Source organism: Wohlfahrtiimonas chitiniclastica, assembly GCF_002252325.1.
GTDB classification, from domain to species: Bacteria; Pseudomonadota; Gammaproteobacteria; order Cardiobacteriales; family Wohlfahrtiimonadaceae; genus Wohlfahrtiimonas; species Wohlfahrtiimonas chitiniclastica.
The window spans coordinates 756,588-780,914 of record NZ_NEFL01000001.1 but is presented as its reverse complement, the minus strand read 5'-3'; the positions used below and the strand labels follow the sequence as shown (position 1 = coordinate 780,914).

Below are 24,327 nucleotides of genomic sequence, written 5' to 3'. Positions count from 1 at the left end.
TGATACTTTTATTTCTTAGAGTGAAATCATGAGTATTAAAGATAAAATTGCTCAAAGAAAAAATGAGCTATTTTTGGAAATTAAGGGAAATATTAGAAACGCCGCATATACGGCATTTACAAAAATACAGACAAAAACGCCCGTTGATACAGGAGAAACTAGACGAGCATGGGCAATCGCAAAAGAATCAGATCAACATTATGTGATCACCAATCCTTTGCCGCATATTAATGTTCTTGAATACGGTTTATATCCTAATCCACCTAAAAAAGGCAGCGGTAAAACGATCAATGGCTATTCAACTCAAGCGCCTATGGGATTCGTGCGCATCTCATTAGAAGAGGTCAAAAATGAGTTTAGTTGATCTTAAACGTGAGCTTGAAACGTATGTGATGAATTTTGCTGAACGTCACACAATGAATTGCAGTTTTGAAAACTCACATATAGAAAATAAGGGCGATTATTTAGAGTGTTTCTTTTTGCCTATATCGCCGTTTATTTCGACGTTTGAACACGCATCTTATCAGTATATTTTTCAAGTTAATTTTTATGTTGATCAAGGAGTGGGTGCAGTTAATTTACATGTTCTTATAGAGGAGTTTCTTCAACCTTTTGAAGTTGGTTATTCAATCAATAATCACGCGATTGTATATAAACCAAACTCAATGTCACAAGGCATTAAAAGTGAGGGCAAATATATGATTGCTGTTTCAATCTATCTACAATTTTTTAAAGCTATTTAGGAGTATTTATGGCGACATTATCCGCTAAATCAAAAATTCAGATGAGTAAAACTAAGTGTGACAAATTGTCTGATAAAACTGAAGAAATTGAATTAATTAATATTGCATGTGATGCATCTTCTTTTTCTGTTGAAGTCGGTGAGTCTACGTCAATTGACTCAACAACATTAGATGATGATGCACCGCAATCTGAAGTCGCATTTCCTGGTGATTCTACAGCAAGTGCAACAATGTTTTATAGCTCTAAAGCTGATAGTGCATATACCGCGGTACGTGCGGCACATGAAAGTGCTGAGAAGCGATATTTTTGTTTAGTGTTTCCTGATGGTGGCAAAGAAGAATTTATTGCTAACGTCACGTCTCATAGCATTGCATTGCAGACTAAAGAAGCAATCAGCGCAAATGTATCATTTAAGATCAGTGGCAAAGTTAAGAAAACAAACGCAGGTTAATTATTGAGAGGATGACATATGAATTTGGCAGATTTTAGCAATCAAAAGTTAGACAAAGCAAAACCTTTTAACCTAGTATTTCCTGATGGCAGTGTTTCAGATGCGAAGATTTATATTAAGTCACTTAAATCAAAAGATGTAATCCGCGAAACAGATGCGATTGCCAAAAGAGCAAATCAAGCCGTGGCAAAAGGTTTAGATTATGCGATTAAGTCTGACATTGAGATGTGTTGTGCAATCATTGAAACAATAGAAGGTTTCACCATTCAAGAGGCAGATAATGTATTTGGCTTTGAAACGGATGGTGATCGCATTGTGTCTACTAAAGAGAATATTAGATTATTGATGGAAAACTTCCATTTTGCACGCCAACAAGTGGCCGCACAAGCTAATGATGATAGTTTTTTTTATCTGAATTAGAAGAAAGTGCGCGGGACTGTATTCGTTTTTATTTAAAGCCAGAGAAAAATTCTCGTAAAACACGTCACCAAATGTTGTTAGAAATGTCTGAAAACTTAGGAGAGTTAGAGGAGTTGAAGCAAGCGCCTTTAATCACTCAGTATTATCAGCACGTTTGGGATTGGTTTCTATCATTAAATCAAACACGGAATACGGTTATGGGATGGACACCCATCAGTTATACAGAAATCGCCGCTTTTTCATCATTAATGTCAATTGAAATGGATAGAGATGATATAGAGGCTTTAAGGCTCATTGATTCGATTTATCTAGATGAAATGCGCGATATTTAGAGTTAAAAAATAGCCCTGCTTTTTGACAGGGCTAAAATTAAATTATGCAACCTCATGGCAATTTTCAAGGAGACTATTGCAATGAATATTTATATTTTAGTACAAAAAATTAATTTGTGAAGATGGATTATGCTTTAAAAGCATATGGTTGTATTAGAAAGCCCTTATTAATTTAGGGCTTTTTTATGGATGAGGAAAAGGTTATGGCTGATTTAGGAATGCTCATTGATATCAGAGCAAATGGCGCGGATCAGGCATCTCGTGATATTGATCGTGTGTCTAGATCTGCTGAACAACTCGAAAATAAAGCAAAAAGCTTAGGTTACTTTTTTGATCAGCAGGGGCGATTGAGAGAAGCCAATGGTCGATTTGCAAGATCAAATGATAGTGTGGCTAATTCATTGCGTAGAATGTGCGAAGATGCTGATACAGCCTCAACAGGTATCCGTAATATTGGTACATCAGCATCACAATCCATTGTGCCAATGAATCTATTAAGCAAGGCATTGGCAGGTTTATTAACCGTACAAGCTGCAACACATGTACTGAGTTTGGCTGACACAATGACAAACCTAAATTCACAAATTAGATTTGTTACAGCCAGTCAACAAGAAGCAGAAGCTGTACAAAAACGCTTATTGGGCTTAGCAAATAGCACGCGTGCGAGCTTGGAGGCAACAGCAACGCTCTACACACGTACAGCAAGAGCAATGAAGGATTATGGTAAAACACAAACAGAAATTTTAAGATTTACAGAAGCTATCAATAATGCAATGCGTGTGGGTGGTGTTGGTGCGCAAGAGCAGGCAAGTGCCTTATTGCAGTTATCACAAGCTTTAGGATCAGGTGTTTTACAGGGGGATGAGTTTAGATCGATTGCTGAAGCTGCCCCAATTCTTTTAGACATTTTGGCAAAAAATACAGGTGTTGCGCGTGGTGAACTCAAAAAGCTAGGTTCTGAAGGTAAATTAACTGCTGAATTGCTATTTAATGCCATTTCTCAATCATATGATGAATTGAAAAAACAGGCAGCGGAAATGCCAGCCACAATTGAATCCTCAATGACAGTTGTGCGTAATAATATTATGCAATTTAGCCAAGACATATTGAATCAAACGGGTATCACACAGGGTATATCATCGACACTGTTATATGTTGCAAATAATTTGCATGTGGTTTTTGTCCCTGCTGTTTTGTTGGCTTCAGTCATGATTGGAAAAATGACAGGGGCGGTTATATCGTCAGGTGTTGCGTTTGGGCAATCGTCTTTTGCTGCTGCTAAATATCAATTTTCTTTAATTAAAGCTGCGGGTGCTTCTAATACATTGGCGGCAGCATCTACAGCGGGGACAATGGCTGTCAATGGTATGTCTCGAGCATTACAATTGGTTGGTGGTCCAGCAGGTTTAATTGGTATTGTGGCAGCAGGTTTATTATTGTTTGCGACTAATTCAGATAAAGCTAAGAAAAGTGCAGGTGATTTAGAACTTGAGCTTCAAGGTTTAGGAGCGCGTCTGAAATCCATGAATAAATCACAAAGAGAAGCTTTAGTCATTTCGTATACGGATAACCTAAAGAATTTGAAAAATGATCTTTGGCGTTTGAAAACCGATATTGCTCATGAAGAGCGTAAGCTCAAGACAATGCAAGGTGGCGGTTGGTTTGGCGGCAATGCTTCCAAATTTGATATTCAAGAGCAAGAGAAGAAGATCAAGAAAATGAAAGGGGAGGCTTCGAATTTAGCAGATGCGATTGTTAAGGTTTCAGAAAGTATTTTAAAAATTGAAAATTATTCTGAAGAATCAACTGATGGAATGAATGAGCTACAAAAGTCAGGTATAGGCGTAGCTGAAACACTCAAAGAGATCGAAGAGAAGTATCGTCAGCTTGGTATGACAGCATCGCAAGTGACATTAGCTAATTTAGTCGATATGGGCGCATCTTTAGCTGATTTTGCAAGAGCAAAGGCAATGTTAGATGAAATTGATCAAAGCAATGCATCGAAGCGTACTGCAAAACGTGGTGGAGGCACAGACCATTTTGGAGAAAAACTAAAAGCGTTATCTGATGAATTAGCAAAAGTTCAGGCTTTGAATGTAGAGATTGCTAATTTTGGACGTGAAAGTCTCTATACTTCAGCAAGAGAATTAACATTAGAATTTGCGAATCAATCGAATGCGTTATCAAAGGTATCTGAAGCACAAAAGCAAATATTGATGAATCAGGCAATGGCATTAGATAGCCAAAAGCAAATGAATGAAATTTTAAACTTTAGTCTTGATTATTCGAAACGCTTTGAGGATCTACAGTTTGAACTAGAGTTGATTGGTAAGACGAAGGAAGAAGTAGAGCGTTTAAAATTTGAACGAGAATTAGAGAATCGGGCTAAAGAAATTTCTATTGGCATGAGCCCACAAAATCTTGCATATCTTGAGGCCGAAATTCAAAAAATTAGAGAGTTACGCGATGCATATGCGAATCGACAGTCGCATCATGATCATGATATTACTGGTGGCATTAAAGATAGTTTTACAAAAACAACCAACTCTATGAAAACAGTTAGAGAGCAATTTACATCAGCCACAGATTCTATGTTTAATGGTTTGACAGATGCCATTGCTGGGTATGCCTCTGGTGCTGAACAAAGTTTCTCTGATATGACGCGTTCAGTTTTGCAAAACATTTCGAAGATGTTAATTCAGATGGCTTTATTAAATGCTGTACAAATGGCTTTTGGTGGATTCTCTGAGGGTGGTGTTGTTGGTGGGCGAGTAAAAGAATATGCTAATGGTGGTTATACGGGCGCTGGTGGAAAATATCAGCCCGCGGGCATTGTTCACAAAGGTGAAGTAGTCTTTTCACAACGAGATGTTGCTCGATTTGGTGGGGTAGCAGCAGTTGAAAGAATGAGGCTACGAGGTTATGCCAATGGCGGTATTGTGGGTGGTCGAACTATGATTGGACACGCAAACGTACACCAGCCTCAACAGATCACAATTATTGTCAATGTTGCTGAAGATGGCAGCACAGAAGTGATTGATAAAAGTGTCGGTAAAGCGATGGAAAAACACATTGAAGTGATTGTAAATAAAGTCATTGCTAGAGAGAAACGTATTGGTGGATCTTTGGCTTAGATCTGTCGCCTTATACGTTTGTATAAGGCGCATCTAAAAAGATCTAAATTCTTTACGCGCAGTACTTTCTTCTGTTTCATTATTGATGTAATCAACGGATTTATATTCTAATCCTAGCACTGTTTTAATCGCCTCTTTGTCTTCAAAAAATCCATATGATTTATATGAGATATCTATACTAGCTAAAATTGCATCAGGCTGCATTAATAAGGATGTATACTCTAGGCTTTTATATTGCCCACTAGTCATAATCGCTTCTAGGACACTATCACTGCCTTTAATAGTGCTAGGATGCCATTTCTTTGCCAATGCTGTAACTAACTCTATAAAGTCTTGGGCGATATTTAGTTTTTGTTCTGCTTGTTTAGATATATCGAGTGTATAACGTTTTTTAAATGTAATTGCTCCAACTCTATCATTGACTAAAGTCACATGAGCAGTATCAAAGAATGCGACTTCTTTTGTAATGAATCCTGTTTCTGATTTTGTAAAATTTATATCTTGAAACTCCATAGGGCAATTAACTTTAATCCCTCCTATAGATACATAGTCCATATCACAGGCATGGGAAAGAGAGAATACAAGAGGAATTGCTAGTAATGACTTTTTCATGAACACCCCATTTTCTAGTTTCAATATTCTTTTGAAGTGTCTATTTAATGAAACTTTAGGCACTAATTATCAGTATATATGATGTGATTACGGAGTGAAATTTTTAAGTGTTGAGTTGGTTACAAAGAGTAGCTTGTAAATATCTTTAATGATAAGATTCTGATCCCTACAATAAAAAAAATTTATGAGGAGAACTATGAAAAAGATCTTATATATGATTGCTATTGCGACCGTAGTCGTCGGTTGTGCTACCGCAGTTAAAAAACAATGGGGCGTTGTGAGTGGCAGTAAAGCAGATGGCACAGTTAAACTTGCTTATGAATATACTGAGATGGAAAAGCCCATCGTGGATATGACACAAGCAGAAACGATTGCTACGAAACGTTGTGCAGCATGGGGATATAAAAAAGCAGAACCTTTTGATGCAGCAATGACTAGTTGTGTATATGGACCAGGTGCTTGGGGTGGATGTGCTCAATATAGAGTATCTATGGATTATCAATGTACCAATCACTAAATACATAGTACTAAAGAGCTCCTTCAAATAGGAGCTTTTTTAATATCTAAATTCGCAATAAAACTATAAAAAAAGCGTTGAATCATAACAATCCAACGCTGAAACACCATTTTCTAATAAAGAAAGGTGTGCCCAACAAAATTATATTTAAAATTTAATTGTATGTCTATCATTAGAAATCTATATAAAATGCAAGAAAATATTTTTTTAAAATAGAATTGAAAGATAACATTTATTTGAAATTTCTCTTATTTAGGTTATTGATATGGGTTATAGAGTATTTAGATGGTGTCCACGTATTGATGCGGTACAAGAAGTTGAACCATTGCTTAATATTATTCAATTCGGAGATGGTATAGAGCAACGGCAGCTCAAGGGTTTGAGGTTACACCGAAATAAGTTTCCTGACTTAAAGTTTGTTGCTAAGAAAGAAGAAATTAATGAAATCACTGATTTTTTGCTGCTACATATTACAAAGCCATTTTGGTTTTCCTTTCAAGGAAAACAGTATCTAGTGAGAAAAGATGGACCCTATAAGCTGGTTCATAAAAGTAAGGATATTTGTGAATTAACCGTAAGCTTTGTTGAGGTCATGAAATGATTAGTGATTCAGTGAAAGCTCAACTAGATGAATTAGAACAACAAGCATGGATTGATTTATATGTACTAGATATTAGCCGTATTAATGACCATGGCGGCTCAAACCATTTCTATTTTTGTAACGAATTGAATGAAAAGAATGAGTCAGTCATTTGGCGAGGTCAGAAATATTTAGCGATACCAATACAAATTGATGGCGTTGAAAGAAAAGGTAATGGACCAAGTAATAGACCGACGCTAAACATTGCCAATTTAAATGGATATATGACAGGGGCGATTCATCAATATGATGGATTGATTGGGGCAAAAATAACACGTTACCGAGTGCCGTCACAATTCTTAGATGCTGTAAACTTTCATGATGGCAATGATAAAGCGAATCCTGATGAGTATTTAGCTCAATCCTATATTGTCAATTCTGCAAAATATAACAGTCAATATGCTGAATTCACATTAGCTTTGCCGTCTGAAACAGATGGGGCGACGCTTCCTAAGCGCACAATTTATGCTTCGGTATGTCCGTTTTTATATCGAGGTGAGTATTGTGGATATGATGGCCATGCTATTGCTGATGAAAACGATCATGCTTTAGAACCACATGAAATGAATAAGGATAAATGCAGCAAGAGACTTAGTGGATGTATTGCGCGATTTGGTGTGAATGGTCAGCTGCCTTTTGGCGGATTTCCTGTTGCTGATAAATTTTCAAGCTAGATAAAAAAAGGCTCTGAATATATGTATAAACAGAACCTACAATCAATAAATCTACAGGAAAATATATGTAGAACTAAATTCTAGCATAAACGTTTTAATTTTTGTCAATTCCATTGAGCCCTTTATTGGGCTTTTATTTTGTCTTTTAGAAAAGGATTATTATGGAAAACAGTATCTTGTCTTATTGTGCTGATGCCAATGAAGAACGAGGTGGAATTGTTATTGATAATGAATTTATAGCAGTCAAAAACATTGCCAAAGATAAGGTGAATCATTTCGAATTTAATCTTGATAAATATAACTATGATCGTATAGATGCCATTGTTCATAGTCATATAGGTGACCATCCATTTTTATCAAGTTTAGATCGCTTATCTCAAATACAAACGCAAAAATCATGGTGGATCGTGGCCAATAACCAAATCCATAAATACAAATGCGTTGATTTATTACGCGGACGAGAATTTAAATATGGTCAATTCGATTGTGCCACATTAATTGAAGATGCCTATGCAATTTGTGGCATTAATCTTCATCACTATCAACGTAAAACGATGGAAACTGATGAAGCGAATAACGTGATTATTAAGAGATTACCAAAGCTTGGTTTTTATCAAGTGTCAGACATTGTAACAGGTGATGTCATCGTGACTAGTATGGGCGGAAATCCTAATCATTTAGGCTTAATTTTAGATGGCGAAAGGGTATTGCATCATGTAGAGGGGCAATATTCAAGAGTCGTCGCATATGGATCGGTATTTAGAAAAAGAACTCATTCTATTTGGCGGCATAAGGATTGGAAGCCACGCATGCTTGAAGCAATTCATTATGATTTAAAGGCAAGTGCGTATGAAGAAAATTACATTTAAATTCTATGGTGCATTAAGAAAGTATGGAAAAGAAATTAGCTTATATGGCAATACAGTCAATGAGTGTATGCGTTCTTTATGTATTCAATTAGATGGCTTTAAAAAACACGTTAAATATAAACAGTACGCATTAAAAATAGGGCGGCGATATGTTGGTCAAGATGAATATTTAACGGGCATCAATGCCAGTAAGCCGTTAATTATTAGAGTGATCCCAATTGTAAAAGGGTCGGGTCCATTGGCTCTCGTTGCTGGAGCTGCATTCGCTGCAATGGGTGTTATGGGCGTTGGTGGTGCAATGGTTGCTACAGTTTTATTGCAAATGGGCGTCGGATTGATGCTAGCAGGTGCAGCAGCTTTATTAACTAAGCAGCCAAAATTCAATCAAGATTACCAAGGTGTAGAAGATTCAAAGTCTTCAGCGTTTAGCAATTTATCTAACATGGCGGGGCAAGGCAAACAGATCCTACGTGTCTATGGTGAAATGTTAGTGGGTGGTTATGTCATTTCACAAGGTTTAGCAAGTCGCCGTATTGAGTCTGGTATTGATATTAATAACGTGCAAACGGCTAAATATTCTCGTCAAACAGTTGAGTTGATTGCAGCTCAAGATCCAAATGGTAAAACGTACAATATAGATCGAAATTGTGATTCTGTACGTAATGCCGCCATTAATATTAAGGTTCAGTGGAGTTAAATATGGGTGGTAAATCAGGAGGTGGTGCAAGATCACCACGCATTGAAAAAAATACATTACATTCTGCGCAAAAACTCAAAGTCATAGATTTAATCAGTAGCGGGGAAATTTCAGGTTTTATTAATGGTAATGAGCATCCACTAAAGTCTGTTTATCTGAATGATACAGCTGTACAGAATAAGGATGGATCTATGAACCATGCCGATGTTCAATTCGAGTTTAATCGTGGGACGTTAGAACAAGATTATTTACCTAGTGCTATGTCTGTAGATACTTCTCACACTGTGGGGGCTCAGGTTGAAAAGAAAAATCCTATTACGCGTACTGTAACTAATAAACAAGTAACAAGTGTGCGCGTCACTGTGGGCGTAGATGCTTTGATGCGTTCTACAACAGAAGGTGATCAGCTGGCAACGTCTGTTGATATGAGTATTCAAATCATTAAAAATGGTCAGGTACATGCCGCACAACACATGCATTTAAACGAGAAGGGCAATCAACCGTTTAGAGTTGATTATGTGTTTTCAGACTTGCCAACGGCGCCTTTTGACATCAAATGTATTCGTTTAACTGCTGATTCTAAGGATGATATGTTGAGAAATAAGACGTATTTCTTTAGCTATGTGGAATCAATAGATGTCAAAGTAAGGATGCCAGGATCTGCTGTAGCATTTTTACAAATTGATTCTCAGCAATTTGGCAATAACAATCCGACGAGAACATATGGCATCAAAGGCTGTATTGTACAAGTTCCATCTAACTATGATCCTGTAACGCGTACTTATTCAGGATTGTGGGATCGATTGTTTAAACCAGCATATACGAACAATCCAGCATGGGTTTTGTACGATGTCCTAACAAATGATGAGTGTTTTGGTGAGAAGTTTACAGACTATCAAATAGATATTGATAAGTTATATGAGTTATCTAAGTATTGTGATGCGTTGGTAGATGACGGAAATGGTGGAAAAGAACCTCGTTTTGTCTGTAATGCCATTTTGTTTGGTGAGGATGCTAAAACAGTATTAGATAATTTATGTTCAGTTTTCCGTGGCACATATTCAGATGCTAATAACTATTTTACTGTGTATTTCGATAGTAAAAGTGATGTTATTGCAGTATATGAAAATTCTAGCGTAGTTGATGGAGAGTTTAACTATTCATTTGTGCCTGCAACAGAGATCTATAATCAAATTCAAGTACAGTACATTGATCAAGAGGACGGTTATCGTACAAAAATCGATGAAGTATCAGATGAGAAGAATATCGCTAGATATGGTCTTAGATCTACATCTATTACAGCTTTTGGATGTACGAAACGATCACAAGCACTACGTTGTGCAAAGTGGAATTTGATTACCTCTTTAACAGAAAATGAACATGTTCAATTTAAGTTAGGTGCCGCGGGTATTCGACATGAGCAACACGATATTGTAGGGATAGCAGATAGCAATTATGCTGGGCAACAAGTTGGTGGTCGTATTGTGGATATTGCTAGTGATGTGATTACTATTGATCGTGATATCAAAGGAGTGACATCTTTCTTGATTAATGTTGAAGGTAAGGTGAAAACCTTCAAGGTTAAACGAGCGATTAGTGCAACTCAATATAAACTTGATGCACCAGTGAATGCAGTTGAACATGTACAATTTGCGGCGATTGTTGGGAAATTACAGCCTAGATTATTTAGATGCATACACATTGAAGAAGATCGAGAGACGAATACATATACAGTAACAGCCATTAAACACAATCCGCAAAAAGAAGCGATTGTTGATCGTGGCGCCTCATACATACAAGGGCATCATTCATCACTAAATACTATTCCGCATTTGAGCAATGGCATTGTAGAAAATGAGGGTAAAAGCCTTATACTACGTTGGGATAGCATTGAAACATTAGGCGGGAAAGTTAAGTATATTATCCATCTGTATGATGGTAAAAAATTACTGCGTCGTCTTGAAACATTTGAGACGTTCACTAAACTCACAAATCTTCCTCAGGGCAACTATACAGCACGGATTCGAGCGCTTAATGAATATGGCCAATACAGTGCAGAATTATCTATTTCATTTAGCACCACTTATGAAATAACAGGTTTAAGATATTTGCCCATCGTTTTTGGCTTAAATCTATATTGGGAAGTACCATCGCTTTTAACAACAGAAGCATATACAGAAATATGGTGGTCACAAAGTGAAGATAGAAGTAAAGCAACTTTAGCGGCCAAAATGCCATATCCACAGAATACTTATACAGTTAGTAATCTAGGGATTAAAGATGGCCGTTATTTCTGGTTTCGCTTAGTCGATTTAGATGGTAATCAAGGTGAATTTACGCGTGCGTTCTATGCTGAATCATCTAATGACTCAACGAGCATTATTGAGATGATTCGCGGGAAAGTAACGCTTAAAGAGTTATCTGATGATGTTGCAACACATATCATTGAAGATGCTTTAAAAGAAGCACGTCAAGACATGCAAACATTGATTGATCAATCAACAGTAATTAAAGCAGTTCAGAAAAAGGCTGATCAAGCATTGGCTGAAGCTAAGTTATTAGAGGCTTCAACGGCAAAAGATATCAAAGCAGTTTTTGCAGAAACAGCCATTAATCGTTCGATGGTTGAAGCTAATCAGGCAGAAATTAATACTTTTAAAAAGACCACAACTGATCAATTATCCGCACAATCACGTGTGATTGAGGACTTAAAGTCAGAGGTGAACAATAGTATTAAATCTTCAATTAATGAGGTTAAACAGACAACATCTGATAATTTGAAAGCTCAATCCCAAGCTTTAGCTAATTTAAAATCAGAAGTTGATCAGAATATCAAAGCATCTTTAGATGACCTTAAAAAAACCACCACGACTAAACTTGATGCACAAGCAAAATCAATCCGCACGTTAAAAACCGAGGTTAATAAGAATCTCAATGCATCCATCAATACTGTTAAACAAACAATAGCGGGCGTTGATGGAAAGGTTAAGTCGCAATACACATTGACGACAACTGCTATGAGTGGTGGCAAGAAAGTTATTTCTGGCTTTACGAGTTTAAATGATGGAAAAACTTCGGAATTCATTATACAAGCCAACAAATTTGCGATTGTAAATCAAAAAGATGGATCGACCAAAATGCCATTTGTTTTATGGCAAAACAAGTTGGTTTTAGATGGTGATTTGATTGCAAGCGGAACAATTAAAGGTGAGTCACTAGTTGCAGGTGCAAAATTGAAAGCACCTGTAATAGAAGGAGGAACATTAAACATTAACCAAAAATTTATAGTTTCTAGCAATGGGGATGTAACAATCAGAAGTGACCCTACTAAAAATGTTGGGTTACAGATAACTAATGAAGCAATTAGCATATTTGATGCCCAAGGAAGATTACGTGTAAAAATGGGGAAATTAAGATGAGTCAATTTGGTATTGAAGTCCATAATCCGGAAGATGGTAGTGTCTTTGATTTAGCGCGTGCCATTACATTCAGTAAACGTGATATGTCCCAAGTAGGTAAAGGGACACGTGTCAATCCGAGAGAGGGGGGGGTTGCCTTCTTAACTTTATATGATGCAATGAATGCCCCTGTAATATATAGTCAGAATAGTGATGGTAGCTTCTATTTAAGTGCGCCATATAGTCCTAATGGGGTACAATTACCGGCTGTATTTATTTTAGGGAGATGCGCATGTACGGTATTCTAAATAAGACGGTGGAAGGGCACGAGATTAATATTTTTCCTGAAAATAATGTCATTCTAAAGGTATATAAAAGTGGTTATAGCAGACATGATCCGGGATACCATATCCAACCGGATAATATCTCTCAACCCTCTCCCATATATAAAACGAGTATTTTTTTACCTATGGAGGAATATAAAAGTCTTCCCATTGTCGTAGGTATTAGTGAAGGAGCGTTAGGTAGATTGGAGTTTAATCCGAGACATGGGCAATTTATTACCTTAAATGCTTATTCCTTTAAGAAAGAGCCTGTTATCTTTTATCTTTTAACACCTGCTACTGAAACAGAGTTAGGCACCTTACCTGAGTATGGTGCTGTAGTTTACAACGAGAATGGCGGTGTTGGATGGCACTCAGGAATTAAACACGGTGTCCAAGTAATGGGGGCATTCACCAAAAAGAGACCTCAAAATAGATTATTAGAGGGTGTTAGTTTACAGGGCAGAAAGACTGCTATTCTACATACGGGAAGTGATTTATTTTTTGGTGGGATGTCTCCCAATAACTACTATGACGTTGCGGCAACAATGACCGTACGTGAAGGTGATCGCTATACGACTCGTTGGGCTGCTCTTGATAATATAGGTCTCCCCCCTTATTGGAGGCCTTATCCCATAGACCCTAAGAGTTTGGATGTGTTGTTTACTATCATTGATGTTACCAATGTACCGACTAATGATTACAAACCCATCAATATGGATCATGTCAAACCGTGATTGATTTTAAGGCTCGTAAAATGATGCCTAGAGAGGAAATACGTGGCATGGTAGCGCGTATTACTCTCTATATGTATGATCGTTATGGTATGAGATTGTCAAAGCAAGATCAGCAGCTATTTAATGCGTGGAATAAGATGTATCCAGTAACAGAGTGGGAAAAAGAGCGTAATCAAAGAACAGCATGTGTTATGGGATGGGGAAATAACTATATTTCCAATGTTGATTTTAATAAATGTAAGTGATTCTAATTCTTTGTCATTACATATTAGTTAGTATCTTGGAATTTTTGATACAAAATAAGGTCAATTATAAGATTTTCCTATATGCATATTGTGTTTATATGTATTTGAATTATATTATAAATATTTATTGTTCTAATGAATTATGCATTGATTGTATAAAATGAATTGCTTTGTATCAGTATAGATCAGATAATGCAAGCAATATATTTACATGAAGTTAAAGATTTTAAAAGGGTGTTTTATGTCATATTCTATAGATCAACTTAGAGATCTATCTTCTTTATTTTTAAGGGGAGAAGTAAGCTTGTGGCGTAAAAATAACTTTAAAAATATAGATTTGAAGTTGCAGCGCTACGATTTATATGAAAAATATAGAGGATTGTCGTATTTATCTTGTTTGAAGAAAATTTATAAAACTCTAGTTGTTCAATATCCCAATGAGTATGTAATAAAGAACGAACTCTTAAGTACGTGGCTCAGAGATGAGTTAGGTAATAACGACTCAATTATTTTTAATGAGTTTAGATTGGGTGATACTATAGCTGACTTTGCTATGTTTAATGGGAAATCCAAAGTATTTGAAATTAAAACAATTTTAGATAATGAATATAGATTATCTGGACAACTTCGTGATTATAAAAAAATTTTTAATGAAATTTATTTAGTGGTACCTAAAGAACATATTGCAAAATACTCTGAATTTGATAATAGTGTAGGGATAATTAGTTATGATGTGAAAAATGGATTTGAATTATGTCGAGATTCAGAGTTCAATACTTGTATTGAAATAAATATTTTAATGAAGGTACTTCATACACATGAATATTTAATGATTGTGCAAAAATATTTTGGATTTTTACCAAATATGACAGCCTTCAATCAATTTAATATTTGTCAAAAATTAATAGCTGAGATACCTCAAAAAGAATTAAATAGGCTATTTATAGCCACTATGAAGAAAAGAAATATTAATTCTTCATTTTTGAATCAGTATCATAAAGAGTTTGCACAAGTTTGTTTGTCTCAAAATTTAAAACAAGATGAGAGAGTCAAGCTATTGCAAGTTTTAAAAGAGAATATTATTAATTAATGAGAGAGTTATGTATTATCCATATTTAAGAGCTAGACAATTTGAGCTTATTGCTCTGAGGGAGTTGGTACAAGCTAATGCTATACAATCTAATATTATGCCTGTATTAGAGCCTGTAAAAAACACTTTTAATAGTCTGAATTTGGCACATAGTATATTTGTAGAAAATGGAATGAAAGTCTTTTTAGTCACCAATCCAATTTGTGGAGAAATAAAAGACGATGCAGATAGTATATTAGAATATATTTATAATGGTGATGCAGCTAAAAATAATTATATTCCAGCATTTCACTATCAGGATAATTTTGAATATATTCAAGAAAAAATTAATCAATTTAACATTAAGTCATGTTTAATTATTGGTTTGGGGAATTTCACTGATGAGAATGGTTTAAAAAAAATCTTAGAGGCTAATGAGGCGGTTACTCATATTATGTTGGCAGATCCACATAAATATAGAGTATTAGACAGATATATTAAGAGGACATCCAAAAAGTATATCAAATTGGATGATTTATTTGAAAAACAAGAAAGAAATGCAGATTTTTTAGATATACTTGAACATAAATATACGGAAGAACACCTTTATTACAAAGATGAGGGCTATCATGGTATAGCTGATTTTACATTAATGCCGAGTGAATTTATTGATGGTGGGAGCACACCTAGAGCAGTTGTAATACATCTCACTTATATTAAGAAGGGTGCTAATAATGAAGTTTGGATTAGACATTTTACATCTGATACAAATGATTCTATTGCTAACGTACAAGGTAAATTTGGTGAAGCTGCGAAGAAAGCTATAACATTTATTAAGAGTGAAGGCCTCAAAAATTTAGCATTAGATGAATTAGATAGCTATTATACTGAAGGACGGTATCCTGGTCTTGGTATTGTAAAGAAAATATCAATTAAGAATCATTTATTAGTTATGAATGATGCTGTTGCTGAGTAATAATCTCCATGAAATACATATGTGCAGATTGTATTAAAGATTTTGAATTAAATCATTACATTTTATCATTAGGGCATATAGATAATTGTGAGTGTTGTCGGTCAAAATCATCAGTTATTGAGTTGAAAGAATTGTATGATTTTTTTACAGAGTTGTTTAGTTGTTAGTAAAAATAGCTCTGGAAATATTATTGATTTATTGCAAAAAGACTGGTCCTTTTTTAGTAATAGGGCGGCAGCAGAAAAAATTTTGAGCTTTGTACTTGAGGCTTGTCCAAATCACATTAACTCTATTTCTCAGAACATTGATTATTCTGAAGAGATATATGACAACATAAATTATTGGGATATTTTAAAAGGAAAGTTAAAGTCAGAGAGTCGTTATATTACAGATATAAATTATTTAATAAATGATTTGGGGTGGGATGGATTTTTTGAAAGCCAGACATCTCTTCGAGATGATGAACGGCTTTATAGAGCTAGGGTACATCATTGCTCTCAAAATGTATATGATAAATCTGACATGAAAGCACCTCCAGCGAAAAATTCTGTTGCTGGCAGAGCTAATCCTATGGGCATACCATATTTATATTTAAGTGATAATGAAGATACAGTTTTGCATGAAATTAGAGCATCATTACACGATGAAATCAGTTTGGCTACTTTTATAAAAGGGAAGACATGCAAAGAAAAGATTTTGCTAGCAGATTTTACTGAGTCCCCTTATTTGTATGTACAATATAACGTGGGTATTAAAATCAAATCTGTGCTGTTGAAGCAAAGAATTAGCAAGGATTTATCTAAACCTATTAGAAGATATGATTCAGAGTTAGACTATATACCGACACAATTTATTTGTGAATTTATTAAATTATTTACAAATGTAAAAGGGATAAAATTTCTTAGTTCATTACACAGTGGTGGAATTAATTTTGTGCTGTTTGAACAAGATCTTGTGGATTGCGTTAGTGTAAATAGGATAAAAATTACTGAAAAAATCATTAAATCACAGAGCTTTTGAACCACTGTGCAAAGGCATTAAAGAAATATAATAGACATAATAGTAAAGCTGTATAAGTGCGCTTTAATTAGCGCACTTTTGTTATCAAACAATTGGCAATATTAAAAACTATTCGCAATCCCTTTAAACTTCTCAATAAATGCTGAAATCTTTTGAAAAACGTTTTGTTTCTTCGTTAAATATTGTGGATTTAATGGGCTCATCTTAGGCAATGCTTCATTTAACTCTGTACCATTCTCACTTGCATATTCACGCTTTAATGATGTTGCAATATAGCGTTTGGCTGCTTCTTTATTTAAACCCTCAGAATCAATTAATTCTTCTGCCTCTCGTTTCAATTCAGATTTAGCATATTTGAAGAAAGTATCAATAATACTTGCCTTATCAGGGATTTTATTCATGTCTGTTTCATTGATAAAATCAACAATTAAGCTTTCTTTGGCTCGATTACCAAGGCTTGCACGGATTAAACGTCGCACCTCTTCAACCAGTTCAGCTTTAGTCTTAGTTTTCTTATTGTGTTCAAAAATCAGCTCTAAAATATAATCCAAATTAATTTCTTGAGACTTTAAGAGATCCACTTCAAAGACAACCTCATCCCAATCTTCTTTGACTTCACCTTGTTCAGCACCTGCTTTTTCACGACGAATCCAGTCACGAATATCGTTATATGTTGAGCGATAATCCTGAACTTCTCGTTCTGATGGGGTAGGAGTGGAACGCATTCTTTCAATATCTTCATCAGATAAATAATGCTGTTCTTTAAACTCAGCCACAGCTGCTTCATCCGTGAGATCTAGATCCTGCAATGCTTGTAGGCTTGCGTATTCATCATAGTTTTGAAGAATATTATCCACGCGTAAATATTCACCGAATAACTTTGCAAAGTCCTTTTTATCCTTCTCGGTCACAATATCATCAGGATTTGGGAAGCGTGATTGAAGATCTTCAACCACTTCCAAATAACCTCGGCAAGCTTTACCTGTCACTGTATCGGTATAGCCTTCCATGTATTCCTTATAGCTTTTTTCTAAGACAACATTTTTGGTGTTTTTATCACCAAACAATGTAATTGCATCTACTGTGGCTTGTTCTAAATCTCTAAATGTTACAATGTTCCCAAAGGTTTTAGTGGCATCATAAATGCGATTTGTCCGCGAATAGGCTTGAATTAAGCCGTGATAACGCAAGTTTTTATCTACAAATAATGTATTTAAGCGTGGTGCATCAAAGCCTGTTAAAAACATACCAACAACGATTAACAGATCAACTTCTTGGCTCTTAACTTTTAATGCAAGGTCTCGGTAATAGTTCTGAAATTCTTTGCTCTCAACACTATAATTCGTTTTAAATGTGCGGTTGTAATCATCAATGGCCATCGTTAAGAATTCTTTACTGCTGGCATCCATTGCTGTTGGTTCAAAAGTTTCATCAGGAATATCACCTTGTGCATCCTGTTCTTCATTGGCTGCAAAAGAGAAGATTGTTGCGATCTTTAAAGGTCTTTCAGCATCCTTTTGAAGCGCTTTTAATGATTCATAATACAGTTTAGCGGCTTCCACACTACTGACAGCAAACATTGCATTAAAACCCTTGCCATTGGCTTTTAAACGATGTGTTTTCTGCTTAAAGTTATTCAGAATGTATTGTGATATCTCTTTAATGCGTTCAGGATGAAGTAATGCTCGCTTATTCTCAGCAGCGCTCAACTTCTTCTCATCTTGCTCTTGTTCCAATAATTTAAACTGTGGGCGCACATCGTTATAATCCACTTTAAACTTCAATACTTTTTCATCACGAATGGCATCCGTAATCACATAAGAATGAAGCTCACGGCCAAATACGCTCGCCGTTGTTTCCGCACCCAATGCATTTTGTGGAAAGATCGGTGTACCCGTAAAGCCAAATTGATAATACTTTTTGAATTTTTTCTTTAAATTTTTCTGAGCTTCACCAAATTGAGAACGATGTGCTTCATCAAAAATGAATACCACTTGCTTATCATAAATAGCTAACTCTTCATCACCTTTCATCAAGTTATTGAGCTTTTGAATAGTAGTGACAATAATTTTATTATCATCTTTCTCAATATTACGTCTTAGCCCCGCGGTATTGCTTGAACCATTCACGCTATCAGGTGAAAAACGCTGATATTCTTTCATGGTTTGATAATCGAGATCTTTACGATCCACCACAAAGAACACTTTATCAATAAAATCTAGCTCTGTTGCTAATCGTGCAGCTTTGAAGCTTGTGAGTGTTTTACCTGAGCCTGTGGTATGCCAGATATAACCACCGCTTTCTGTTTTACTCCAGTTTTTAGCATTATGTGCGCCATTAATCTTCCATAAAATACGTTCTGTGGCTGCAATTTGGTAAGGGCGCATGATGAGTAACGTATCACTCACATCAAACACAGAATAGTTAATAATGAGATTAAGTAACGTCTTAGATTGAAAGAATGTCGCTGTAAAATCTTTAAGATCTTTAATTAAACTGTTATCAGCCTTTGCCCAGTTCATCGTAAAGTCAAAGCTGTGTTTATCTCGCTTAGTTGTATTAGAAAAATAACGAGTATCGGTGCCATTAGAGATCACAAAAATCTGCAAATATTTAAAGAGTGAATTATCAGCATTAAAGCTCTCTTTAGTATAGCGATGTACTTGGTTAAAAGCTTCACGAATGGCAACACCACGCTTTTTCAACTCCACTTGCACCAAAGGTAAGCCATTCACCAAGATCGTCACATCATAACGGTTAGCATGTGTACCTTTTTGCTCAAACTGCTTCACCACTTGTACGCTATTACGCGTGATATTTTTCTTATCCAATAAATAGATATTTTGAATATGGCCATCATCAAAAACAAAGTCGTGAATATGATTATTATGAATTTTTCTTGCTTTATCTGTGCTGTTTTCACTTGGCTTGTCTAAGTATTCAACCAAAAATCGTTGCCATTCAGCCTCTGAAAATTCCACTTTATTCAGGCGTTGAAGTTGCTTCCTCAAGTTCACCATTAACTTATCATGGCTGGTTAAATCAGATAAATATTCATAACCTTGATTCTGTAAATCCTGAATCAATTCACGCTCTAAATCCGCTTCCGTTTGATAGTTACTGCCTGATTGATCAATCTTGGTATATTTTTCCAAGATAATAAAGTTATTCGATTCTGCAATGGTTTTCGTTTCAGCCATTTTTCTTATCCTTATAATACTGCTTCAATAATCTTGAGCTTCAATGCTTCACTAAATTCATCTTCATAAATGATCGATTCGATGATTTCTAACAATAAATCATCTTTGATTTTTCCTTCCGCAAGCCATACAACGATCTCTTCCATTTCATGGATAAACTTGCTCACACAATAGTCATAGCCATTTAACTCTAAAAAATATGCACCTAAAACCAAGCTAGAGCGCTTATTGCCATCATTAAAAGGATGGAATTTATTCACTGCATACACTAAGTGTTTAAGCTTTTCTTCAAATGTTGGGTAATACAGATCATTTTGAATGTGCATTAAAGCACTTTCTAATAAACCAATCTCACGGCAACCGCTCATGCCACCACTGACTTTAATGATCCAATCATGTTCATGAATGGCATGTTCTATATCAAAGTAAAAGATTAAATTGTCCATTTAGCGATCTTTTAAGCGTTTTAAAACGGCCAAAGTTTCTGGATCTGACAGCCGATCTTCAAGGGATTTGCTCGTTTCCCCTAAAAATTTATCAAAATCACCTTGTGGTACAGATTGAATATAGCTTTCTAGCTTCTGGTGTAGGGCATCCCTAAAACATAAATCACGGCTGGCCATTTTGACTCTGGCATCATGAATATGTGGTAGTAAATATGGACTATTTGCAGCTTTGTCGATCATTACATCAAGTTCCGCCGTTGTTAATTTCCGCCCAAGTGCTTGGGAGGTTTCTTTCATTTCAACCGCTAAACCATGTTCAAAGCTTGCAATTGCATTGAGCACTTCGGCATACATCGTCTCTCTGACTTTATCATTCTCTTTGAGCTCTAAAATCCTCTTGTATTCTGCTGCCTTTTCTAAAAAAACGACCTCATAAATCTTATTGGTATATCGGCTATATTTCCACTGATTAGAATCCAAATAATGATTCAGCGCATTTGTAAATTCCTTGCGGTAGTTATACTCTTTATAAGCCGCAGGTAAGTATGTGTCATCTCTTTGGTTGATATATTTAGTATGCCCACCTGACTTTTGAGCAATGACATCTAAAACAATATCCAATATCTTGCTTCTGATCTGTTTTGCTTTATCGCTTTCTGTCACAAGCATGGCAAGATTCAAAACAGTTTTAAAGGAAAACACACCTAATGACGGGGCTTTGGATATGTCGACGACATAAATGTCGTCGACATAAGTTTTAAATTCTTTAAGGCTTTTACCTTTTAAAATTTTATAGCCATTCTCAATCAACTCATCTTTATGATTCTCTATATATCGGTCAATGGTTCGTTCATCAACCTCTAAAATTTCTGCAACTTGTGCCTTAGTAAAGATCGCTTCATTCTGCCAATAAACCCCACCTAAATCTAAATGTGTTTCCACTTGTTCAAGTGCCACATGATTATTCAGAATATTTTGTCGGCTGACATTGGATGTTGTTAAATCTTTCGCCATCATTTCACTCCATCAGGCTTTGGAAAGCTCAACAATAAATCACGATAATATTCATATTGCTGTTGTCTTAACTCAATTTCTCTTGGCAAACCTTCGGTAATTGAATTCGTCAAAGCATCAAATTTATCTAAAATCTCAACAATCCGAGCTTGTTCCTCTAATGATGGCATTGGAATAGAGTATTTTAATATTTCAGCTTTATTTCCTCGAGGCATTTTTGCACCTCGAGCATGCTGCATGTTGTAATCAAAAAATTTATCATCTGCTAAAACCTGATACAAATATTGGGGATCAATTTTTATATCAGTGATATGAATAACTAAAACGTCTCCATTTGTTCCACCTGTACAATCAGCGAACCAAATTTTTTTCAAATAAGGACGAATATTTCCAATTAAAATATCTTTTTTATAAAATTTTGTTGAATTTCCTGCTGTAGGAACATGGCTAGAATTTCTTTTTCCCATTTTATCTTGTAAAAGATTATCAACACCCACGTAGTTTTCTTCATTAAGTTCATTAAAACTTATACGTTCCGTTGAATATTCAGCTATCTCACCCAACTCCTTCCACTCAACATCATCCCCAAACGTCAGCAACGCATCACGATAATATTCATATTGTTGCTTTCTTGCTGTAAGCTCCGCTGTAAGCTCCGCTGTAAGCTCGGTGAACTTATCAAGTATGTCAACGATTTTTTGTTGGATTGGGAGTGGTGGGATTGGGATTTCAAACTGCTCAAGCATAGGCTTTCTTATTGATATCGATGTTGCTCCTACACTTTTTGATAAAATATACTGTTTAAAAAAGCTTCTCATAAAGTAATATAAGAATTTCGTACTTATAATATCTTCCTCAATAACATGAATTCTATAAGCTCTTTGATGTAATGCATATTTACCATTAATATAATGAAATATATCTCCTATGCCACCTTCTCCAGGGATAATTATCGCTGTTTCATCGAACTGAAAAGACTCAGACCTTAAGATATTCTCTGATCTAACATAAAAAGGATATTTACCTTCAAGATTCTCATCTTGTCTATTTGAACGTCCTGTACCTATTTCTGCGATATTACCCAAAGCCTTCCAATCAACATCAGAGCAGTTTAGAATTTCATCAAGAAACTTACTTTTAATATCCATCATGCTTCAATCTCCGCAATAATGGCATCAATATCATTACGCAATTGATCAATCTTCTGTACTGTAGTTTTAAGCTCCGCATTTAACTCAGTGATATTCACTTTAATGCGTGTATCTTTAGCTTCCACATAAGAGGTTACTGCAAGGTTATAATCATTCGCCACAACCGCATCATAATCAACGAGCTTCGCCACATGCTCTACATTTTCTTTATTGGCAAAAATATCCAAAATCTTTCGAATATGGTCTTTGGTCAATTCATTATTATTGGTCACTTTTTTAAAGAACTCTTCACCACTTGCATCAATGAAATGAATATCAGTATTTTTCTTATTTTTAGCCAATACCAAAATATTCACAGAAATGGATGTGCCAAAGAATAAATTAGGTGGTAATGAAATCACGGTTTCAATGTAGTTGTTATCAACGAGGTATTTACGGATTGTGCGCTCTTTACCACCACGATAAAAAATACCAGGGAAGGTGACGATTGCCGCACGGCCTTTAGCGGATAAATAACTGAGCGTATGCATGATGAATGCAAAGTCAGCTTTTGAGTTAGGCGATAAAACACCTGCGGGTGCGTATCTTTCATCATTGATTAAGGTTGGATCATTATCACCAATCCATTTAATAGAATAGGGCGGATTCGATACAATGGCATCAAACGGCTTATCATCACCAAATTGAGGATCAATTAGAGTGTCCCCAAGCTTAATATTAAATTTATCGTAGTTGATGTTGTGTAAAAACATATTCATACGCGCAAGGTTGTATGTTGTATGATTGATCTCTTGGCCATAAAAACCATCTTCAATGATGTGATCATCAAACTGCTTTTTAGCTTGCAATAGCAATGAACCTGAGCCACAGGCAGGATCATAAATTTTATTGATTTTATCTTGGCCATGAATGGCAATTTTAGCGATCAAATTAGACACTGTTTGCGGTGTGAAAAATTCACCACCTGACTTTCCAGCATTCGCTGCATAGTTAGAGATTAAAAACTCATAAGCATCACCAAAGAGATCAATTTCATGTTCATCAAATTGATGGCCAAAATTTAACTCTTCGACACCTTTTAATACTGCGGCTAAGCGTTTATTTTTATCCGCAACAGTATTGCCTAAACGATTGTTTGTGGTATCAAAGTCAGCAAACAATCCTTTAATATCATCTTCTGATGGGAAGCCAATGGCTGAGTTTTCAATGCTTGCAAAGATTGCAGCTAAATCAGTGTTGAGGTTCTTATTGGTGTTGGCATTCGCTGCAACATTGACAAACAGCTGACTTGGATAAATGAAGTAGCCTTTGGTTCTAATGGCATCTTCTTTGATTGCATCTGTAATGACGGTATCAGGTAACTCAGCATATTTGATGCTTTCATCACCTGCTTCTATATATATGGAAAAGTTTTCACTGATAAATCGATAAAATAAAGCGCCTAAAACAAATTGTTTAAAATCCCATCCATCGACAGAACCTCTAACATCATTGGCAATTTGCCAAATACGGCGTTGTAATTCTTGACGTTGTTGAGCGCTAGTCATTATATGCTTCCTTATACAATCTGATTCAGTAAAATAATTCACGATCATACCAAAAACACTATTCTTTGAGTAGCGATCAGCATAGTTTAGTGCGCTATTTTGCCGTTATTT

23 protein-coding genes and 1 pseudogene are annotated in these 24,327 nt (G+C 35.6%); 18 read left to right on the top strand and 6 right to left on the bottom strand.

Features of this window, described 5'->3' with window-relative positions:
- Positions 1 to 28: 28 nt before the first annotated feature.
- From B9T10_RS10170 to B9T10_RS03610, 6 genes are all read left to right on the top strand, one after another.
- Positions 29 to 364 carry an HK97 gp10 family phage protein gene (locus B9T10_RS10170; protein WP_094537843.1) on the top strand — a complete coding sequence of 112 codons (336 nt, stop codon included), beginning with the start codon at positions 29 to 31 and terminating at the stop codon, positions 362 to 364.
- Positions 351 to 743, top strand: coding sequence for a phage tail terminator-like protein (locus tag B9T10_RS03630; protein WP_094537841.1), 393 nt, complete (start codon positions 351 to 353; stop codon positions 741 to 743). Before B9T10_RS10170 ends, B9T10_RS03630 begins: the two co-directional genes overlap by 14 nt.
- An 8-nt stretch (positions 744 to 751) precedes the next feature.
- On the top strand, positions 752 to 1,195 hold the full coding sequence (locus B9T10_RS03625; protein WP_094489576.1) for a phage tail tube protein: 444 nt from the start codon (positions 752 to 754) through the stop codon (positions 1,193 to 1,195).
- An 18-nt stretch (positions 1,196 to 1,213) separates the two neighbouring features.
- Positions 1,214 to 1,615: a hypothetical protein gene (locus B9T10_RS03620; protein ID WP_094489575.1), complete on the top strand. Its 402-nt coding sequence runs from the start codon at positions 1,214 to 1,216 to the stop codon at positions 1,613 to 1,615.
- Positions 1,616 to 1,698: 83 nt separating this feature from the next.
- A complete protein-coding gene (locus B9T10_RS03615; protein ID WP_094492411.1) occupies positions 1,699 to 1,947 on the top strand; it encodes a phage tail assembly chaperone in 249 nt (82 codons plus the stop codon).
- Positions 1,948 to 2,150: 203 nt separating this feature from the next.
- Positions 2,151 to 5,081, top strand: a complete 2,931-nt coding sequence (locus tag B9T10_RS03610) for a tape measure protein (RefSeq protein ID WP_179220625.1) — start codon at positions 2,151 to 2,153, stop codon at positions 5,079 to 5,081.
- Positions 5,082 to 5,114: 33 nt separating this feature from the next.
- Here the strand turns inward: B9T10_RS03610 and B9T10_RS03605 are convergent, their stop codons facing one another.
- Complete coding sequence (locus tag B9T10_RS03605) at positions 5,115 to 5,693, bottom strand: hypothetical protein (RefSeq protein ID WP_094537836.1); 579 nt, start codon at positions 5,691 to 5,693, stop codon at positions 5,115 to 5,117.
- Positions 5,694 to 5,889: 196 nt separating this feature from the next.
- Between B9T10_RS03605 and yecR the strand changes: the two genes are divergently transcribed.
- The 12 genes and pseudogenes from yecR to B9T10_RS03545 all read left to right on the top strand — a co-directional run bounded on the left by yecR (position 5,890) and on the right by B9T10_RS03545 (position 16,858).
- Positions 5,890 to 6,210: a YecR family lipoprotein gene (gene yecR / locus B9T10_RS03600; protein WP_179220624.1), complete on the top strand. Its 321-nt coding sequence runs from the start codon at positions 5,890 to 5,892 to the stop codon at positions 6,208 to 6,210.
- Positions 6,211 to 6,475: 265 nt separating this feature from the next.
- On the top strand, positions 6,476 to 6,811 hold the full coding sequence (locus B9T10_RS03595) for a phage tail protein (protein WP_094492417.1): 336 nt from the start codon (positions 6,476 to 6,478) through the stop codon (positions 6,809 to 6,811).
- Positions 6,808 to 7,524 carry a phage minor tail protein L gene (locus B9T10_RS03590; protein ID WP_094491058.1) on the top strand — a complete coding sequence of 239 codons (717 nt, stop codon included), beginning with the start codon at positions 6,808 to 6,810 and terminating at the stop codon, positions 7,522 to 7,524. Before B9T10_RS03595 ends, B9T10_RS03590 begins: the two co-directional genes overlap by 4 nt.
- 161 nt (positions 7,525 to 7,685) lie before the next feature.
- Complete coding sequence (locus B9T10_RS03585; protein WP_094537834.1) at positions 7,686 to 8,393, top strand: NlpC/P60 family protein; 708 nt, start codon at positions 7,686 to 7,688, stop codon at positions 8,391 to 8,393.
- Positions 8,374 to 9,090, top strand: coding sequence for a tail assembly protein (locus tag B9T10_RS03580; protein ID WP_094492420.1), 717 nt, complete (start codon positions 8,374 to 8,376; stop codon positions 9,088 to 9,090). Before B9T10_RS03585 ends, B9T10_RS03580 begins: the two co-directional genes overlap by 20 nt.
- A gap of 2 nt (positions 9,091 to 9,092) precedes the next feature.
- Positions 9,093 to 12,509: a TipJ family phage tail tip protein gene (locus tag B9T10_RS03575; RefSeq protein ID WP_094537831.1), complete on the top strand. Its 3,417-nt coding sequence runs from the start codon at positions 9,093 to 9,095 to the stop codon at positions 12,507 to 12,509.
- Positions 12,506 to 12,796, top strand: coding sequence for a hypothetical protein (locus B9T10_RS03570; protein ID WP_094537829.1), 291 nt, complete (start codon positions 12,506 to 12,508; stop codon positions 12,794 to 12,796). Before B9T10_RS03575 ends, B9T10_RS03570 begins: the two co-directional genes overlap by 4 nt.
- Positions 12,781 to 13,548, top strand: coding sequence for a hypothetical protein (locus B9T10_RS03565; protein ID WP_094537827.1), 768 nt, complete (start codon positions 12,781 to 12,783; stop codon positions 13,546 to 13,548). The genes B9T10_RS03570 and B9T10_RS03565 overlap by 16 nt, the downstream gene beginning before the upstream one ends.
- Positions 13,521 to 13,793 (top strand): annotated as a pseudogene (locus tag B9T10_RS03560) (endonuclease); the annotation flags it as partial. The gene B9T10_RS03565 and the pseudogene B9T10_RS03560, both read left to right, overlap by 28 nt.
- A 241-nt stretch (positions 13,794 to 14,034) precedes the next feature.
- Positions 14,035 to 14,883, top strand: a complete 849-nt coding sequence (locus B9T10_RS03555; protein WP_094537070.1) for a sce7726 family protein — start codon at positions 14,035 to 14,037, stop codon at positions 14,881 to 14,883.
- A gap of 10 nt (positions 14,884 to 14,893) precedes the next feature.
- Positions 14,894 to 15,838, top strand: a complete 945-nt coding sequence (locus tag B9T10_RS03550; RefSeq protein ID WP_094537069.1) for a sce7725 family protein — start codon at positions 14,894 to 14,896, stop codon at positions 15,836 to 15,838.
- 135 nt (positions 15,839 to 15,973) lie between these two features.
- Positions 15,974 to 16,858: an RES family NAD+ phosphorylase gene (locus tag B9T10_RS03545; RefSeq protein ID WP_094537823.1), complete on the top strand. Its 885-nt coding sequence runs from the start codon at positions 15,974 to 15,976 to the stop codon at positions 16,856 to 16,858.
- A gap of 101 nt (positions 16,859 to 16,959) precedes the next feature.
- On the opposite strand, the gene B9T10_RS03540 is transcribed toward B9T10_RS03545, so the two are convergent.
- Genes B9T10_RS03540 through B9T10_RS03520 form a run of 5 tightly spaced genes read right to left on the bottom strand, consistent with a single transcriptional unit; the run spans position 16,960 to position 24,216 of the window.
- Positions 16,960 to 20,058 (bottom strand): type I restriction endonuclease subunit R, encoded by a 3,099-nt coding sequence (locus B9T10_RS03540; protein WP_094537821.1) that lies wholly within the window; start codon positions 20,056 to 20,058, stop codon positions 16,960 to 16,962.
- Positions 20,059 to 20,069: 11 nt separating this feature from the next.
- The gene (locus B9T10_RS03535) at positions 20,070 to 20,504 is read right to left on the bottom strand and encodes a type II toxin-antitoxin system death-on-curing family toxin (RefSeq protein WP_094537063.1); all 435 of its coding nucleotides are present in this window, start codon (positions 20,502 to 20,504) and stop codon (positions 20,070 to 20,072) included.
- A complete protein-coding gene (locus tag B9T10_RS03530; RefSeq protein WP_094537819.1) occupies positions 20,505 to 21,518 on the bottom strand; it encodes a DNA-binding protein in 1,014 nt (337 codons plus the stop codon).
- Positions 21,518 to 22,669 carry a restriction endonuclease subunit S gene (locus B9T10_RS03525; protein WP_281463634.1) on the bottom strand — a complete coding sequence of 384 codons (1,152 nt, stop codon included), beginning with the start codon at positions 22,667 to 22,669 and terminating at the stop codon, positions 21,518 to 21,520. The genes B9T10_RS03530 and B9T10_RS03525 overlap by 1 nt, the downstream gene beginning before the upstream one ends.
- Positions 22,666 to 24,216 (bottom strand): type I restriction-modification system subunit M, encoded by a 1,551-nt coding sequence (locus B9T10_RS03520; RefSeq protein ID WP_094537817.1) that lies wholly within the window; start codon positions 24,214 to 24,216, stop codon positions 22,666 to 22,668. Before B9T10_RS03520 ends, B9T10_RS03525 begins: the two co-directional genes overlap by 4 nt.
- Between the last annotated feature and the right edge of the window lie 111 nt (positions 24,217 to 24,327).